Below are 14,891 nucleotides of genomic sequence, written 5' to 3'. Positions count from 1 at the left end.
TTTTTCACAGCAGCTTTTTTAATTATTGTCTTTGATAGAGTTCGACATTACAGGTACTCAGGTTTCCTGGTACATCTAGTCCAAATGCCTGCGGACTCGCTGGAGTCCCGTTCATGGTACAGATGACACCCGGAGTACTATCGCACTCAGCTACTTTTTCACAGCTTCCGATAGAGTGGTTAAAAATGTAGCCGTCCTGAGGTGCTAGTTTTTTTGCAGTTTTGTTCTCTGCATGACTTGCATACGCTGTTCCGATTCCCATCAGGATAACAGCGGCACTTAAAAAGTGTTTTCTGAAAGTTTTCATAATAATAAAAATTTGAAATTTGTTGCCTACAGTTAAAGGTCTTCGGCTTTACCTTCACGCCTTTCAGCGTTTTTTGTACATGCGCTTGTACTTAATGATATCATTGCCTATTAAAACATAGAAATAATTTTCAGTGACCAGGAAGTCCCTTGCTTTTTCTTCTCTGATATTGTAAACAGGGAAACTGTACAGGTAACTGTTATTTCTATAGTCATACACATCTATTATTTTGGATTTTTTCCAGATTCCATCCGATTCATGTCTGCCTTTCAAACCTGACATAGTAAAAAGCAGACCGTCATATGCGGATTGAGTAATATTGACCTTTAGAGGAGGTTTTGCCATTTTTCTAACCCCTTCTTTATTGCGGGTAATTTCAATATTGGCCTTCGAGGTGGAATCAATCGTTCTGCCGTTTCCCATAAATTGGAGGTTTTTATCCAGTCTGCGGTATTCGTTTCGGTAGAAATAGGTATAAATGTATTCTCCGCTTAGGGGATCGGATACCAATCTGCCGTCGGTATCAAAGATCCCGTCTATCTGTTTTTCAAGGAATGTATCATTGAATTTGATGGAATGTGTGGAAGTGTTAATGCTTCCCACGATATTTTCATTTTTAGCCCGATGATGGGTTCTGTAGATATAATTTAGTGGCTCTGTCATTAAAATTTGAGAAAAGTACAGCTTATCTTTCATCACAAGTTTTGCAGAGCGCTGCGGAAACCTTCCTTCAAATATGACCGGAACTTTCCCGTCAGTAATACTGAAATGAGGATACCTTACCTGTAACTGTACGGAATTAAAGGCTAAACTTTTGTCGCTGATTGTAAGGGTATCAATGGATAATGTGGTAAAGGCGGGCATTATTTTTCCCATGAGTAACGGTGCCGTAGTATTTCCTAAGAAAATAGAATCACCCTTAGAACCTGCAAAATAAAATGAATTGGTGTCGAGATTAATTTTCACTGGAAAATCTATGGCGTGGGATCTGAATCTTCGGGTGAAATTATTTTCTTTCTTTAAAATATATTCCGAAGAGCGGTATAAATAGATAACCAAACAACTGCTAAAAATGATGATCATGATGATTTTGCCTCCATATATCAAAACTCTTTGCCCCTTATCTTTTTCAACGATTGTAATACTGATAACTGCGATAATGACACATGCCGTATTAAATACCAAATGTTCAGTCCATCCCATTTTTTCCAATATGCCGCCACAGGAGCAAGGAATAAAATCACTGAAGTTGAGGATGAAGTAAATATATACCGTAAAAGAAACCATGAGCCCCAGTGAACCGTAAAAACCTGCCAAACGTAGTTTTGGAATAATGAGGCATACCGCAAAAATGAACTCGACGATAATAACAGCATAGGAGACAAAGCCCGCATAGGCACTTAATAATGGGGATTGCGCAATCTGTATCTGAAAATTTTCAAAATCCAGTAGCTTGCTTACCCCTGCGTATATAAACAATAAAATAAAAAAATACATCGTGAAATTAACGAGTAAATGGGATACGTTTTTCATATGATTTAACATTTATATAATAAAACCCAAAGTACTTTCATCCCTCCATAGGAGGGCATTTTTGAATTTTGTGATACCGCTGTTGTTGTAGTATAGGTACCCATTACTTTCCAAATTCCGCTCATAGGACAGATTTTGCCCGATTCAATGGTTGTTTCGCCTGTATTTTCCATAGATTTTTAATTAGCTATTTTCCAATTATCCCGATCTTTTGGAGGATCGGTTTCGATAACTTCAATTTCTTTTTGAACCGTGCTGTCAGATTTTGCTGATGCTGTAAGAGAATTTTTCTGGTTTACATGGTTTTGAGCGTCATTTATTTCAAGAAAATCTCCTGATCGACATGACTGATTCATCAAAAGGAATACAATTCCTGCTAGAATATAAATTGTTGTACTATTCATGATTTGGGATTTAAAAGTTGAGTAATCCCGGCCGGTATCTATTAGAATTCTAAAGCGAAATTAAAGAGCTGAGCACTCGAAAAAAAGAGTTTAAAGACCTGATTTATAAACTATAAATGTTTTATTTATAAATCAGGGCAGGATGTATTTGAATTGTAATAGCTTGATTTACAGGTTGTAATTGATGAAATGAAAGCTTTGTAATTCCCTGTTTTTGGAAATTAATGTCAGCTTTGTTCATTTTGCTTAATTTTATATCATAATCACCAGATAATAATAATTCACTATGAAAACTATTTTTGACTTGAATAAAATGTCATTTATTCTGCTGTTTTTTTGTGTATTTTTCAAGGCAACTGATTTCGAGAAATTAAGATCATCTTATGATAACTTTGCTGAAAATGATGAAAGGGGATTGGAGTTTGTGAGGGTATACATAAAAAGGGCAAAAGTTGAAAATAATTTCAAGGAATTATCTCAGGCATACAGAGACGCTACGAGTTTTTCAAAAGAAAGAAAATTAGTTTATGCTGACAGTACCATCTGGGCAGCGCAACAATCAAAAGACCGCGATGTGATTGGAAATGCCTATTTAACTAAAGGAAGCGTTTACTATTTTACCTATCGAAAATATCAAAAAGCTCTTGATGAATATCTTAATGCATGGAACTATTTGAAAAACTCCAATAATTCATATCTGCATTATAAAAATCTTTATCATATTGGTGTTGTGAAGAGTTATCTAGGATATTATGACGAGGCACTCCAGATTTTTTCAAAATGCCGTTCTTACTATCAGGTATATAAATTGAATGAAAATCTTCCCAATCTTAAGTATAATACGAAGAAGGGATATTTAAATAGTGTTAATCAAATGGCTATTTGTTTGCTCCATCAATCAAAAGTTGATGAAGCATCGAAATTTATTGATGAAGGGATGAGAGAATCTGCGAATGATTTGAACTTCGATATTGAAAGAAGTTATTTTTATAAATTGAGGGGAATTCTCAATTTTATTAAAAATAAAGATGAAACCGCTTTATCTGATTTTAATATTGCTTTGGTAGGTATAGAAAAAAAGCAGGATTTTACCAATGCTTCAGTCATCTACTTTTTAAAGGGAAAAATTTTCCTACGAAATAAACAGACAAACGAAGGATATGCTAATTTGAAGAAAGTAGATTCAATATTTGTGCAGCATCAATTTGTATTACCCGCAGTACGAGAAGCTTATGAATTACTGATCGACTGTTGTAGAAGTACAGGTAATGCAATTGATGAACTGTATTACACCAAGCAGCTGCTGAGTTTTGATAAAGTACTCTCTAGTGATTTTAAGTATTTATCAGGAAAAATGTATAAAGAGTACGATACAGAAGATCTTGTTCAATCAAAAAAGAAACTAGAATCTTCTTCTTTATTCGGTTATCTTATTGCCGGGGCTGCAATAACTTCTTGTGTTATTTATTCCGGCACAAGATATTACCAAATGAAACAAAAAAGAAAAAATAGTGCAAATAACAGAAACCGTTTGGTTAATAAAAATGTTCCTGATGATAAAGAGAAAGCCCCCCATAAAGTGTCTAAACTCACGGATAAAGTTATTAATGATATTCTTAGCAAGCTCGAGATCATGGAGGAGAATAGATTTTATTTGGAGAAAGGATTAACACAAAATCAGCTTGCGAAAAAACTAAAAACCAATACGACTTATTTATCCGGCATTATAAATGAATACAAGGGTTCCAATTTCAATACCTATATTAATCTTTTAAGAATAGAATATGCAAAACAGATGTTGACAACAAGTAGTGAATGGAGGAAATATTCGATTGAAACGTTGGCTAAAGAATGTGGATTTACCAATAGATCTAATTTTTCTAAAATCTTTGTTGAAGTTGCAGGTGTCAGTCCTGTGGAATTTGTGGAGAAACTCCAAATGAACAATGATGCTTAATTCTCTTGCTATTAAATTCGTATTTTTTACTAAAAAATATGGATAACAACTTATTAATTAAAGAATGTAAAACAAAACTGGGTGCTCTCGGGAAAAAATTAGATCTTATAGAATCTAGATTTCAATATGAGAAAGTTGATCTGTGCGAGAGAGCATTGATGGAAATCGATATTTCGGTTCGAGAGGTAAAAACTTCACTTGCGGAGTATAAGTTTGAAGATGTTGCTGAAGAAATTTATTTCTTTAAGGTCATTAAGCCTCAATTTATTTCTAAGTTTATTTATTATTCTAAACTTCTTTCTATCGAAGTGGCTATTCCAAATGCAGGAAAAACAGTGCTTAAAGACTATTTCGAGTATGAACTTCTGACTCTTAAAACCTTTTATGACAAATACACAGACTTTTACGAATATTATCGGCGTAAAGCCAACTTTCTAGACTATAAGTATTTCGTAAGAAATCAGTTTGATCTTAAATCAAAGCTTGAAACCGGTCTTTATGACTACGACGAAAAATTTGCGACCTCACACGATCATATCGTGTCGCAAATTATTGCCAATGATTTACTTGAGAAATACTTACTGACCGCAATTAATAATATTGACGGCTATGCTTTTAAAAAGGTTGATGATAAGACTGCTATATCCTGGTCTTCATCAAAATCCTCATTGGTTGAACTTCTTTATGCATTGTTCAGTTCGCATGTTTTTAATGGTGGAAATATTGAGTTTTCTGAAATTGTAAGATCTGCAGAGAAAGCATTAAATGTAGACTTGGGAAATTTCTATAAAACGTTGAACGAGATTAAGAATCGAAAAACAAATAAAACCAAATTTTTACAACTTTTAAATGAAAATCTAAATAATGTGCTGTCGGAAGAAGATTAAAAAAGTGAAAAATTATGATGTTTACTTTTATTAAGATAAAAACTCCTGTTAAGGGATTTCCGTATCCATTATGATTTAAAGAAAATCTTTCGGTAGTACGAAGAACTACCGAAAGATTCTCACTGTATTTTTTAAACTTTGTCATAACCATAAAACAAAAATCATGAATATTGATAAAGCCGAATTTCTTTCATGGATGGATAGAATTATGACCAGGTTTGATATCTTAAGCGAAAAGGTAAAAGAAAATCAAAACGCACTCAGCAGTATTGACGGGGAACAGTTACTGGACAATCAAGATGTTTTGCAGTTTCTGAAAATCAGTTCCCGTACACTTCAGCGATACCGATCTGAAGAAAAGCTGCCATATTACACCATTAGCGGTAAGATTTATTATAAGCTTTCCGATGTGCATCAATTGATACGAGATAGTTTTAAATCATCAAAAAGAAAATAATTTATAATTTTTATGAGCATGTTTGTTATTTCAAATGATCTAATTCAAGCTTTATTCTGTCCGCTTCTATTAGTTGTTTAAGTTCTCTTTCATCAGGTAAATACGTTCGGTACTTACTGGCAAACAGTTTTTCATTCTCCGACATTACCGAGTACTTTACAACAGTTTCATCTTTTTCAGTGCAAAGAATGATACCGATGGTTGGATTATCGTCATCACTTTTTTTAAGGTCATTATACATCCTTACATACATATCCATTTGTCCGATAGCTTCGTGAGTAAGTTTATGGGTCTTAAGATCAACAAGAACAAAACATTTAAGGTAGTAATTATAGAATACAAGATCAATAAAAAAATCTGATGTATCTGTAACAATATGTTGTTGCCTGGCTACAAAAGCAAAGCCTTTTCCCAGTTCCATTAAAAATTGCTGTAGATGGGAAATAAGAGCAGATTCTATTTGAGTTTCTGTTTGTGTTGTATCAGTTGGGAGTCCAAGAAACTCAAAAATGTATGGATCTTTTATGAAAGATGATGCTTCCTTACTATCATTATTCTCAGGAAGTTTTAGTAGTCGTCCTAAATACTGACTGTCAATATTTCGCTGAAGCGTTCTTGTATTCCAGTTTCCTTCAATTGAATATTCTATATACTGAATTCTGTGATTTGGATTGTCAATCCTGCTTATAATTCTATAATGAGTCCAGCTCAATTCGGTACGCACTGCGTTCCAAATTGGAAAAGAATTGAAAAAAGCTCTCATATTATTTAGATTTCTTTCATTAAAACCTTTTCCAAATTCAAGTGAAAGCTGATTTGCCAAATTTTTCAAAACAGATTTTCCATAATCAGCACGTTGTTCTCCATTTTGTTCATCTTCAATAATAATGCGGCCAATCTCCCAGTACATTTTTAGTAGTATGGTATTAGTAGTCTTGAAAACATTATTCTTTGATTCGGCTATAATTTTTGCAATCGAACTATATAACTCTTGCTTAAACTCTAAATCTTTTTCTTTCATAATTTCAAAGTTACAAATTTGAAAGGCTAATTTTCTAAAAAATCAATTGTTACTTAACTGTAAAAGAACGCCAAAAAATGCTTCGTAAGACCACTCACAAAGCTTGAAATATGGGCAATTCTAAATTACATAATTATAACAATACTTAAGTTGATCATTATGAAGAAAGCGAAACGAAGTATAGAGAAAAATTATGCGAAGAATTTAGGAATTCAAAAGTATGTACCGGCCATTGATCTAAAAAAGATCCCTCCCGAAAAAGCTTTTACTATATTGCGTAAAGCCGGCTATGATATAAATGAGGAGCAATCTGAAGAAATTATGGAATTTCTTTACATACTAGTCAAACTTACATTAAAAGAATTTTTCGCATATGATTGATTATTTGTAATTTAGTAGTACGGTTAAAAGCATAACCGTTTTGTGGCATCAATTACGTTATTGATTTTTTCTCCTTATGCCATTATTCCTATTAAACTTTAAAAAGTAAGTATAAAATAGTATGATTGTAGCAGATTTATATATTAGAGTTTCAACTGACGAACAAGCTGAAAGAGGGTATTCCCAAAGAGACCAGGAAGAAAGACTGCGTAGATACTGTATAAACAGTAATATTTCTGTTAATAAAGTTATCTATGAGGATCATTCTGCGAAAAGTTTCGAGCGTCCAGAATGGAAAAAGTATTTAGTAGAAATAAAAAAAAGAAGCCATCAAAGCAACGTTGTATTATTTACAAAATGGGATCGATTTAGCAGAAATACAAGTGATGCGTACCAGATGATCAGCTTATTACAAAAAAATCATATTATTCCACAAGCTATTGAGCAGCCTTTAGATATGTCTGTCCCTGAAAATAAATTAATGCTTGCCATTTACCTGTCAACACCCGAAGTGGAGAATGATAGAAGAGCGTTAAATACTTTTCATGGAATGAGGAGAGCAAAAAAGGAAGGAAGATTAATGGGAATAGCTCCCTATGGATATATTAATAGAAGCCATGAGGACGGAAAGAAATATATCGCTGTAAAACAGCCTGAAGCGTCAAATTTAATTTGGGCTTTTAACGAGGTTGCTAAAGGCCATATTCCAACAGATCATGTAAGAGTACAAATGAACAAGAGAGACGGTTCATCCATGTCACGAAGTGCATTTTCAAAGGCCATGAGAAATTCTGTATACTGTGGTAAAATTTATATTGAAAATTATAAACAGGAGGAGGCATACCATATCGACGGCAAGCATGAAGCGTTAATTAGTGAAAGGCTTTTTAATCAGGTGCAGATGGTAATGGATAAAAAAAGAAAAGTAGAAGGGCCGGGAGGTAGGGTCTTAGGAAATGAACGTTTCCCTCTAAGAGGTCTACTTACCTGTCCGAACTGTGGAAAAAATCTCACGGCAAGCGGAGCCAAAGGAAAATCTAAAACTTACTATTATTATCATTGCCACTACAAATGCGGATTTAGATTTGATTCGGATAAACTTAACGAACTATTCGAAACTGAAATTTGCAAATTGGAATTTAATCCAATTATTAAAGATCTCTTAAAAAGTATACTTCTTGATAATTACAAACAGTTTACCGGCGATATTGATGAAAAAAGAAAATCAATTATAAAGGAGATCAATCTACTTAACGAAAAAGTTTCAAATGCAAGGGATAAATACCTTTCTGATAAATTAGATGAAGAGGATTACAAAGAGATCAAACAAACCACCAGATCACAAATTGAACAACTCGAAACTGAGATACGTCATATGGTTTCAGAGAAGAAAGAAATTGATATCCAAACAAAAATAGATCAAGCGTTAGATGCAATGGAGAACCTTTCAAACCTTTATAAACAGGGAGATTTTCATACAAAAAGAACGATAGGGTGTTTGATATTTCCTCAAAAAGTTGAATTTGACGGGAAAAGTTTTCAAACACCTAAAATGAATATTGTTGCTCAGTGTATCTATCAGTATAACAGTGAATTAGGAAATAAAAAAAACCGACATCGAAGAGTGAAATCTTCAAATGTCGGTCTTGTGACCTCGACAGGATTCAAACCTGTAACCTTCTGAGCCGTAATCAGATGCGCTATTCAGTTGCGCCACGAGGCCATTGTTTTCTTATTGTTTTAAGGTTTGCAAATATAGCACTTTTTTCTTTTCTTTGAAAGATGAAAGCAAAAATTTTACTGTTAATCACGTTTTTCACGCTAATCGCCTGTAAAAGAGAGCAAAAAAATTCACCTTCAGAATCGGTTTCCATCTCGAATTTGGTTCAGTATGATGAGAAGAATGATGCTCTACACTTAAAATCGGGAAATTTCACTTATGATTTAAAGAAAAATCAGATTCCTTTCAAGAAAATTATCTTACTGAATGCAAGTATGGCGGGATATATTTCCGAGTTGGGAGCAGAAAATTTGATTATCGGAGTTTCAAGTCCGGAATATATTTATTCAGATAAAATTCAAAACTTACTTAAAGAGGGAAAAATTCAGAATGTAGGAAGCGAACAGAAATATGATGTTGAAAAAATCATTTCATTAAAACCTGATGCTATTTTCACCAATCATATCGCAAGTTTCGACAATACCTATCAATTATTAAAAAATAACGGAATCCAGGTTATTTTTCTTGATGAATATATGGAACAGAAACCATTGGAAAAGACGGCTTATCTAAAACTTTTCGGGAAACTTTTCGGAAAAGACAAAGAAGCAGAAACAAAATTCACTGAAATCGAGAAAAACTATAATGAATTAAAGCAACTGGCTTTAAAAGCTCAATCAAAACCTGTTGTTTTAGCGAATGAAATGTATGGCGATGTCTGGTATCTACCAGGCGGAAAAACTTCTGTCGCAAACTTTATTTCAGATGCCAATGCAGAATATATTTTAAAAAATAATACGGACGAAAAAGCTTTAACAATGAGCTTTGAAGAAGTTTTTGCAAAATCCAACACAGTTCAATATTGGGTAAATGCCGGAAATCATACTTCAAAAAAAGAAATGCTTAGCCTAAATCCTTTTTATGGAAAATTAAGTGTTTTCAACAAAGGGAAAATCTACGGAATTATGGGTAAAGAAAGACAAAAAGCCAATGATTTTTTTGAAAGCGGAATTGTAAGAGCCGATCTTGTTCTTAAAGATTATATTAAAATTTTTCATCCGGAGCTTCTTCCGGATTATCAGTTGACTTATATGAAAGAATTGCAATAACTCAGACTATTTGTTTATTTTTGCAGTTCCTTTTTTAATAGATATGTGGAAAAAAATTAAACAGTTTATTTTTATTGTTCTCATTCTCAACGTTGTATTCATTGTTTGGGGGCGATTCTTCAATCCACCGATCACCATTACACAGATCGGAGGGCTTTTTGAGTTCGGAAAACTGCACAGAGATTACATTTCCTACGACGAAATGGGGAATAATGTGAAAAAAGCGGTTATTGCTTCTGAGGATCAAAAGTTCTTTATGCATGACGGTTTCGACTACACGGCCATCGAAAAGGCAATGAAAAATAATGAAAAAGGAAAAAAAATAAGAGGTGGAAGCACTATTTCTCAGCAAACAGCAAAAAATGTTTTTCTTTGGCAGGGTAGAAGTTGGATGAGAAAAGGGTTGGAAGCTGTTTATACTTTCATTATTGAGAAAGTTTGGAGTAAGGATATTATTCTTGAAAGATACCTTAATTCGATTGAAATGGGGCAGGGCGTTTTCGGTGTAGAAGCTGCTGCACAGTATTATTTTGGCAAGCCGTCCAAAGATCTTTCAGCTTCAGATGCGGCATGGATAGCTGCTGTTTTGCCCAACCCGAAAAAGTATGATCCTAAAAATCCGTCACCTTATTTGAGAAAGAAACACAATTGGATCATGAGACAAATGAGGAATGTGAGTTTGAAATAGTATCTTTGTACTAATGAAGTTCTTCAATTCCAGTACAAATTTTGAATCTGTTCTTAAAAAATATTTTTCTTTTAAGAATGAAACCCTCTCTTTAGAACCTTTTGCAGAGTTTTTAGAGAGTATAAAAAAAACAGATTTTACGGATGTTCTTAATTTTTTTAGAAACAATCCGAATTTTGCTGAAAATTTTAAACATTACATTCATAATATTTTCGCTGGAAGACCATTCAATCTGTCTTTAACGGAAGCTAATATTTTGTCTGAAAATGCTTTCTTTCCTGAGCTTAAAAAAAGGATTCTTAATAAAATATTACCACCTGTAGAAAACGAAAAAACCGTTTGGTTTATGGTGGATAATATCAGTTTGAGACCTAAAGCTGATCTAAAATATCTCCATAATCTTCCCGAAAATGAGATCAACGAATTACTGAAAATTTTTGGCGCTGCAGATTTTATCACAAAATCAAAAGTGAAAAAAGAAATGATCTTCGCAATGAATATCCTTTCGTGGCGCGCTACAGGAATGGCGATGGAAGTGGAAGTGGTAAGAATGGCTCCGCAATACAGAAATTTTGACAATCCGTTTTTGGCTTTACAAAATGAATTGGAAGATCTTGCTGCAGAACTGGAGAAAAATCCTGACCTTCAATTACATTCAAAAGACAGCAGATATAAGCAGATTAAAATTTACACCGAACAATGTTTGGAATTTGTAAATATTGCCTTTAAAAATTCATCTAAATATGGAATTTCAGGAAAAATTAATCAGTCTCTTCTGAAAATCCGTCAGCAGATGCAAAGGGTTTATGATATTGTAAATTTGTTGGTGATTGATACTGAAGAAGATATTTTAATCAAATCTAAACAGTTAGTTTTTAACATATTAAGTTATAAATCTCATAAGAATAATATTTCTGAACTCATTAATGACAGTACGAGGTTAATTTCCCACCTTATTACAAATCATACCGCAGAAACAGGCGCACATTACATTACATCTACCCGAAAAGAGTATATGAAAATGTTCTACAAAGCCAGTGGTGGTGGAATAATCGTTGGAGCTTTATGTGTCTTGAAAATGCTTTACGGCTACATTCCGGGAAGTGATTTTTCCCATGCATTTTTATATTCGATGAATTATGCGATGGGATTTGTAATGATTTATCTGATGGGTTTTACGTTGGCAACGAAACAGCCGGCCATGACTGCAGCGACGATGACCAAAGTTCTTTCTGAGGAGGGAAATACTAAAAATGACAGAACAGAATTTGCTCATTTAGTTTCAAAACTATTTAGAAGTCAGTTTATTGCGTTTGTTGGAAACGTATTGTTATCTTTCCCTATTGCGTTGGCAATTATTTATGGGTTGGATGTATTTTTCTCACAAAATCTTGCGGTTGACCGATCTGATAAATTATTGAAAGACTTAGATCCATTTCACTCTAAAGCTATTTTACATGCGAGTATTGCAGGATTTTATCTTTTTATTTCGGGGATAATTTCGGGGAATATTGGGAACAACTCAGTGTTTTTCCAAATACCGGAAAGAATTGCAAAAAACCTTTCTATCAGAAGGCTTTTTGGAGCAAAATTCGCCAAAGGACTATCGAAATATTATGCTAAAAATTGGCCTGGAATTGTCTCTAATTTCTGGTTTGGAGTTTTCCTTGGAGCAACGGCTCCTGTGGGATTATTCTTCGGATTAGACTTAGATATTCGTCACATTACTTTCGCCGCAGGAAACTTTGCGATTGGACTTTACGGAAAAGATTTTTCGGTAGATTCTTATACTTTCTGGATCTCGTTTTTTACCGTTTTCCTGATTGGATTCTTTAACTTTTTAGTAAGTTTTAGTTTATCAATGTTTTTGGCATTCAGATCAAGAAAACTAAATTTTGGACAGGTAAGTGAAATTTATAAAGAAATATTTAGGTATTTTTTCAAAAATCCATTAAAGTTTTTCCTTCCGATAAGCTCGGGACTGGATAAAAGAGCTGATGATATGATGAGCAATTCAATGTCTACAAAATCTGAAGATCATTAAATTTCTCCTCTCCAAATTGAGCCTGAAACTTTTTCAAATAAAAACTTCTGCGCATTTTAAAATCGTTCTTCAATAAAGGAGAATTAATCTTTATAATAATGCATTTGTCTTCAATATTTACACTTTGGATTTCATTAAAAAGGCTTTCATCAAGATATTCTTCGAGGAAATCTTTAATTTCAAATGCTACAAGTTTATGTTCAAATCCATAGATTCTGGCAAATGATTTTACTAATTCTGAGGACTGGTATTCTCGTTTTTTCTTCTTCATAAAATTTAATAAAAAAAGCTACATTTCTGTAGCCTTTGATTTTTTTATTGACAAACCGGGAAGATGGGACACTTTGTAGGCCACTGCGTCCAATATAAACATTCTCCTGTATCACAGCTTGTAAGACAACAAATATCTCCTGGTCCTCCTGAACCTTGAATTTCCTTTAGATTTTGTCTAGATAATTTCTTTGATGAAAGTACTTTTTTCATGTTAAATTGATTTGATTTTGTTTAGTAAATCAAATATATAAAATTAAATCTCAAAAATTATGCTTTCCTCATTAATCTTTTTCACTACGCTTTCTGTACGTTCTCTGTGCGTATCTGTAATGAAAATCTGTCCGAAATTTTCCTGATTTACGAGTTCAATAAGCTGAGAAACTCTTTGGTCATCAAGCTTATCAAAAATATCATCTAATAATAGGATTGGGGTTTTTCCTGTCAGTTCCTTAACAAGACTCATTTGAGCTAATTTTAAAGCTATAAGAAAGGATTTCTGTTGACCTTGTGAACCTATTTTTTTAATTAAAACAGAATCCATATCAAAAAGAAGATCGTCTTTGTGAATACCTTTTGAAGTGTAGGTTAACATTCTGTCTCTCTCGATGTTATCTTTTAATAAATTTTGAAATGAATCATCAAATAAATGTGATTCGTAAATAACAGAAACAGTTTCTTTTCCGCCTGAAATGATGTTATAAAAGTTTTGAACAATAGGATTAAGCTGTGATACAAACGCTCTTCTTTTTTCAAAAATTTTAGTTCCGGATCTGGAAATCGGCTCGTCATAGATTTCTAAAGAATCTTTATCAAAAACTCGGTTTTTAGCGAAATATTTTAACAAAGCATTTCTCTGCTGAATCGTTTTTTGATATTGAATCAACTCAAAAAGATATTCAGAATTCGTCTGAGAAATCATAGAATCCAGAAATTTTCTTCTGCTTTCTCCGGAATCAGAGATCAAATTAGAATCATAAGGAGAAATCATCACACTGGGTAAATAACCGATGTGATCAGCCATTCTATCATAGCTTTTATCATTCTTTTTGATGATCTTTTTTGATTCTTTAGGTTGAGAAATTTTGATGATATCTTCACTGTCATCATTCTGAATTTCAGCATCTATCGTAAAAAAATCCTCGTCTTTTTTGATGTTATTAATGTCGGTATTTCCCAAAAAACTTTTCCCTACTGAAAGGTAATGAAGAGCATCCAGAATATTTGTTTTTCCAACCCCGTTATTTCCTACGAAACAATTGATCTGTGGAGAAAATTCAAATTTTTTCTCAGAATGGTTCTTGAAGTTATACAGGGAAAGCTTATTAATAATCATTCGTCAAAAATACTCCAATATTACTAGAAATAAAAAAGGAAGTGCAGAACATGTTTCAACACCGAACGAAAAATAGGCGTCATTTCTCTTATTTTCAGCGAAATAAATAAAAATATAAGTTACAATACTTGTCAGAAAAAAAGCAATTGAATAATTAAGATTTAAATAAAAACTTGCTAAAATACTGCTCAGAAAAACAAGTAAATAAGCAATATATTTTGTGTTTTGAACGCCGATTATCATTGGGAAAGTCTTGATAGTATCGCTTTTCATATCCCGAATGTCGAAAGGTAAAACTAAGGCAGTAATAAAGAAAAAACTTATCAGAAAAATAGGAAGATTAAATTCATGTAAAGTCAGCCAACAGTTGACAAGAGCCCAAACAAGTCCAACATAAAACACCTTCAAAAATGGGATTTTTCGAATATAAACATCAAGAAAAAAACTATTATAAAGAAGACCCAAAACAACAATAATGAACCATTTTATCAATCGGATTTCATTATGATTATGAATGATAAGAAATGCACAAATTACACCCGCGACTGCATTTAAGACTAATATTTTAAAGAAATGTTTGGTGCGCTGATATTTTGTATAAAGATATCCGCTGAAATAAGTAATGAATATCAGGATAACAGTAGGCAAACGGAACGTGTTTTGCTCTAGCATGAAAAATACTGCAAAAAGTGTTCCCATTAATGAGACATAAAGTTGACTGTCTATAACAGTTTTTTTGAGTATTTTTAAGAAATTCATTTATACAAAAATAACATA

General features: G+C 33.0%; 16 protein-coding genes and 1 tRNA gene. 8 read left to right on the top strand and 9 right to left on the bottom strand.

What is annotated here, in order from left to right:
• Positions 1–22: 22 nt before the first annotated feature.
• The 4 genes from SB689_RS05155 to SB689_RS05140 all read right to left on the bottom strand — a co-directional run bounded on the left by SB689_RS05155 (position 23) and on the right by SB689_RS05140 (position 2,244).
• On the bottom strand, positions 23–307 hold the full coding sequence (locus tag SB689_RS05155; protein ID WP_410691091.1) for a hypothetical protein: 285 nt from the start codon (positions 305–307) through the stop codon (positions 23–25).
• 63 nt (positions 308–370) lie between these two features.
• A complete protein-coding gene (locus SB689_RS05150; RefSeq protein WP_410691090.1) occupies positions 371–1,840 on the bottom strand; it encodes a DoxX family protein in 1,470 nt (489 codons plus the stop codon).
• Positions 1,841–1,845: 5 nt separating this feature from the next.
• Positions 1,846–2,013, bottom strand: coding sequence for a hypothetical protein (locus tag SB689_RS05145; RefSeq protein WP_410691089.1), 168 nt, complete (start codon positions 2,011–2,013; stop codon positions 1,846–1,848).
• A 6-nt stretch (positions 2,014–2,019) separates the two neighbouring features.
• Positions 2,020–2,244 (bottom strand): hypothetical protein, encoded by a 225-nt coding sequence (locus SB689_RS05140; RefSeq protein ID WP_410691088.1) that lies wholly within the window; start codon positions 2,242–2,244, stop codon positions 2,020–2,022.
• 286 nt (positions 2,245–2,530) lie between these two features.
• On the opposite strand from SB689_RS05140, the gene SB689_RS05135 reads away from it, so the two are divergent.
• The 3 genes from SB689_RS05135 to SB689_RS05125 all read left to right on the top strand — a co-directional run bounded on the left by SB689_RS05135 (position 2,531) and on the right by SB689_RS05125 (position 5,545).
• The gene (locus SB689_RS05135; protein WP_410691087.1) at positions 2,531–4,201 is read left to right on the top strand and encodes a helix-turn-helix domain-containing protein; all 1,671 of its coding nucleotides are present in this window, start codon (positions 2,531–2,533) and stop codon (positions 4,199–4,201) included.
• Positions 4,202–4,239: 38 nt separating this feature from the next.
• On the top strand, positions 4,240–5,088 hold the full coding sequence (locus SB689_RS05130) for an RteC domain-containing protein (RefSeq protein WP_410691086.1): 849 nt from the start codon (positions 4,240–4,242) through the stop codon (positions 5,086–5,088).
• A 163-nt stretch (positions 5,089–5,251) separates the two neighbouring features.
• Positions 5,252–5,545: a helix-turn-helix domain-containing protein gene (locus tag SB689_RS05125; RefSeq protein WP_410691085.1), complete on the top strand. Its 294-nt coding sequence runs from the start codon at positions 5,252–5,254 to the stop codon at positions 5,543–5,545.
• A 25-nt stretch (positions 5,546–5,570) separates the two neighbouring features.
• Here SB689_RS05125 and SB689_RS05120 read toward each other — a convergent pair whose 3' ends face one another.
• Positions 5,571–6,566: a PDDEXK nuclease domain-containing protein gene (locus SB689_RS05120; protein WP_410691084.1), complete on the bottom strand. Its 996-nt coding sequence runs from the start codon at positions 6,564–6,566 to the stop codon at positions 5,571–5,573.
• A gap of 159 nt (positions 6,567–6,725) precedes the next feature.
• Here SB689_RS05120 and SB689_RS05115 point away from each other — a divergent pair, with 159 nt between their 5' ends.
• Both SB689_RS05115 and SB689_RS05110 read left to right on the top strand, forming a co-directional pair.
• The gene (locus SB689_RS05115; protein WP_410691083.1) at positions 6,726–6,947 is read left to right on the top strand and encodes a hypothetical protein; all 222 of its coding nucleotides are present in this window, start codon (positions 6,726–6,728) and stop codon (positions 6,945–6,947) included.
• 121 nt (positions 6,948–7,068) lie between these two features.
• Positions 7,069–8,631, top strand: coding sequence for a recombinase family protein (locus SB689_RS05110; RefSeq protein WP_410691082.1), 1,563 nt, complete (start codon positions 7,069–7,071; stop codon positions 8,629–8,631).
• On the opposite strand, the gene SB689_RS05105 is transcribed toward SB689_RS05110, so the two are convergent.
• Positions 8,597–8,670, bottom strand: a tRNA-Arg gene (locus SB689_RS05105). The genes SB689_RS05110 and SB689_RS05105 overlap by 35 nt on opposite strands.
• Positions 8,671–8,729: 59 nt before the next feature.
• On the opposite strand from SB689_RS05105, the gene SB689_RS05100 reads away from it, so the two are divergent.
• The 3 genes from SB689_RS05100 to SB689_RS05090 are packed head-to-tail and all read left to right on the top strand — an operon-like array spanning position 8,730 to position 12,508.
• Positions 8,730–9,776: an ABC transporter substrate-binding protein gene (locus SB689_RS05100; protein WP_410691081.1), complete on the top strand. Its 1,047-nt coding sequence runs from the start codon at positions 8,730–8,732 to the stop codon at positions 9,774–9,776.
• Positions 9,777–9,819: 43 nt separating this feature from the next.
• The gene (gene mtgA / locus SB689_RS05095) at positions 9,820–10,464 is read left to right on the top strand and encodes a monofunctional biosynthetic peptidoglycan transglycosylase (protein WP_410691080.1); all 645 of its coding nucleotides are present in this window, start codon (positions 9,820–9,822) and stop codon (positions 10,462–10,464) included.
• A 13-nt stretch (positions 10,465–10,477) separates the two neighbouring features.
• Positions 10,478–12,508 (top strand): recombinase, encoded by a 2,031-nt coding sequence (locus SB689_RS05090; RefSeq protein ID WP_410691079.1) that lies wholly within the window; start codon positions 10,478–10,480, stop codon positions 12,506–12,508.
• Here the strand turns inward: SB689_RS05090 and SB689_RS05085 are convergent.
• The 3 genes from SB689_RS05085 to SB689_RS05075 form a co-directional block, all read right to left on the bottom strand.
• Complete coding sequence (locus SB689_RS05085) at positions 12,486–12,779, bottom strand: hypothetical protein (protein ID WP_410691077.1); 294 nt, start codon at positions 12,777–12,779, stop codon at positions 12,486–12,488. The genes SB689_RS05090 and SB689_RS05085 overlap by 23 nt on opposite strands.
• Positions 12,780–13,034: 255 nt before the next feature.
• Positions 13,035–14,114 (bottom strand): DNA replication/repair protein RecF, encoded by a 1,080-nt coding sequence (gene recF / locus SB689_RS05080; protein WP_410691076.1) that lies wholly within the window; start codon positions 14,112–14,114, stop codon positions 13,035–13,037.
• A 3-nt stretch (positions 14,115–14,117) separates the two neighbouring features.
• Positions 14,118–14,873: a hypothetical protein gene (locus SB689_RS05075; RefSeq protein ID WP_410691075.1), complete on the bottom strand. Its 756-nt coding sequence runs from the start codon at positions 14,871–14,873 to the stop codon at positions 14,118–14,120.
• Between the last annotated feature and the right edge of the window lie 18 nt (positions 14,874–14,891).

Source organism: Chryseobacterium sp. SIMBA_038, assembly GCF_046535115.1.
Lineage (GTDB): Bacteria > Bacteroidota > Bacteroidia > Flavobacteriales > Weeksellaceae > Chryseobacterium.
The sequence above is the reverse complement of the archived record's forward strand: the minus strand, read 5'-3'. Positions and strand labels throughout refer to the sequence as shown.